The 1,889-nt window shown below is 62.8% G+C and carries 2 protein-coding genes; both read left to right on the forward strand.

Features of this window, described 5'->3' with window-relative positions; all coding sequences use genetic code 11:
- Positions 1-397, forward strand: a 397-nt coding sequence (locus BGIM_RS47870; protein ID WP_040887397.1) for a hypothetical protein, incomplete at its 5' end; no start/stop codon positions are given.
- A 940-nt stretch (positions 398-1,337) separates the two neighbouring features.
- Positions 1,338-1,790 carry an IS200/IS605 family transposase gene (gene tnpA / locus BGIM_RS0100485; RefSeq protein ID WP_020467885.1) on the forward strand — a complete coding sequence of 151 codons (453 nt, stop codon included), beginning with the start codon at positions 1,338-1,340 and terminating at the stop codon, positions 1,788-1,790.
- Positions 1,791-1,889: the final 99 nt, after the last annotated feature.

The following is a 1,889-nucleotide window of genomic DNA, read 5'->3' on the forward strand; positions in this document are numbered from 1 at the left end:
CCGCAACCCCGGTGAGCGCGCCGCCGGGGAAGCCCCAGCCGACGAACATCCCCCTCCCGGCCTTCTGCGCGAGGTGCCGCTCGACGGTCTTCGACCCGGAGGCGGCGACGATCTGCGCGTTCGGCCAGACCTGCCCGTTCCGCCCGTCCGCTTCCGCGAATGGTCCGGCATCGTGATGTCCGTCGTGGCCGGCTGGAATGCGACATGGGCGAGGGCCGAGCGTGATTGGGACAGCGAACACGCGGGCGTCCGCAACCCGTTTCAAACGATTGGCGCGAGGGCCAACCCCCCGGAAAAACCGGGCGGCGCGATGAACGAACAACTGGCCGAGATGTGGCCGGCGCTGACGGCCCTGCTGGGCGAACGACGGCCGGCGAAGCGGCCGATTGGTGGTTGAAGACGGGCTTCTCGTGTGATTCTCAAGAGCCCCACTGCGTGAGCGGTGGGGGTGGCCGTCACACTCGGGAAGCTACCCCCACCGCTTACGCAGTGGGGCTCTTGATGTCATTGGCTGACGCGGCAGTTTTTTTGTGGTGTGTGATTCTCAAGAGCCCCACTGCGTGAGCGGTGGGGGTGGCCGTCACACTCGGGAAGCTACCCCCCACCGCTTACGCAGCGGGGCTCTTGAGAATCAGTGACGCTGGTCGCTGTTTGGTTTTGACATAGCCCCCTAATTGGGCAAATCGCGTGTTCCCGTGCGAGTCTGCGGACGACGGGGAGAGGCCCTTGGGGGCGGCATCCGGAAGAGGCCCCCGGAGATGGCGCGCAGGCGGCAACAGGGAGCGATTCCCGGCCACGCCATCCCACCGGGAACGCCCCGGCGAGGTATCCGAAACACGGCCGGGGGCGGGGAACGCCAGGCTGTTTTGCGCGCCCCCGATCACGGGAACGCGGGGCGACCGATCCCGCGAACCTCGCCCCGGCGTGGAGGGTTCACCCCGGTGACACGCAAAACACATACCGGGGACGGGCGTGGCTCCCTTCCGGGTCTTGCATGCTTGTTCCGACTCCGCAAGGGGTCGGAACGTCCACCGCTTTGGGTTTGCAGGGGGGGGGTGGGGGAAACCCGGCCCTGACGGACCGGTCTGGGTTAATCGGTCTTTCAGACCGGGTCGTCGGCGGGCGAATGTGATTCGCCCCATTCCAAAAGTCCGGAACGGCGATTTCCCCCATCGAAACGCCCGGTCTGAAAGACCGGTTAACCCAGACCGGTCCGTCAGGGCCAACCGGGCGCGCCAACCCACCGCGCCGAAAAACAGATAGGGCCATTGATCCGGCCTTCGCACGCGGGTACAATCGCCGGATTAATGGCCGGGGTTGATTGAACAGAGCCGCGCATGGCCCAATCACTTTCGAGATTGTTTGTTCACCTCATCTTTTCGACCAAGAACCGAGAGGGCTGGCTGGCGGATTCCATCCGCGAAGAATTGCATGCGGTGTTGGGCGGCATCCTTCATCAAATTGGCTCGCCGCCGGTGGTGATTAATTCGGTCGAGGATCATGTTCATTTGTTGTTTTTGCAGTCAAGAACCGACTCGGTTTCCGGAATTGTCAACAGGCTCAAATCCAATTCCAGCAAATGGATTCGCGACACATCTGAGGCTCTTCGATATTTTCGCTGGCAAAACGGTTATGGCGCGTTTTCCGTCAGCCAGTCCAACATGGCGGCAGTCACCAAATACATCGAGAATCAACAAAGACATCACCGAAAAATCTCGTTCCAAGACGAGTTCCGGGGCTTCTTGAAAAAACACGGGATTGATATCGACGAGCAATATGTCTGGGATTGACGGGGACGCCCGGACGGATGGTATGTTTGGCCCGGTTGGCAAGCCCGGCCCGGTTGGCGTGCCCGGCCCGGTTGGCGCGTCCGGCCCGGTGGCGTGCCC

The organism is Zavarzinella formosa DSM 19928 (assembly GCF_000255705.1).
Taxonomy (GTDB): Bacteria; Planctomycetota; Planctomycetia; order Gemmatales; family Gemmataceae; genus Zavarzinella; species Zavarzinella formosa.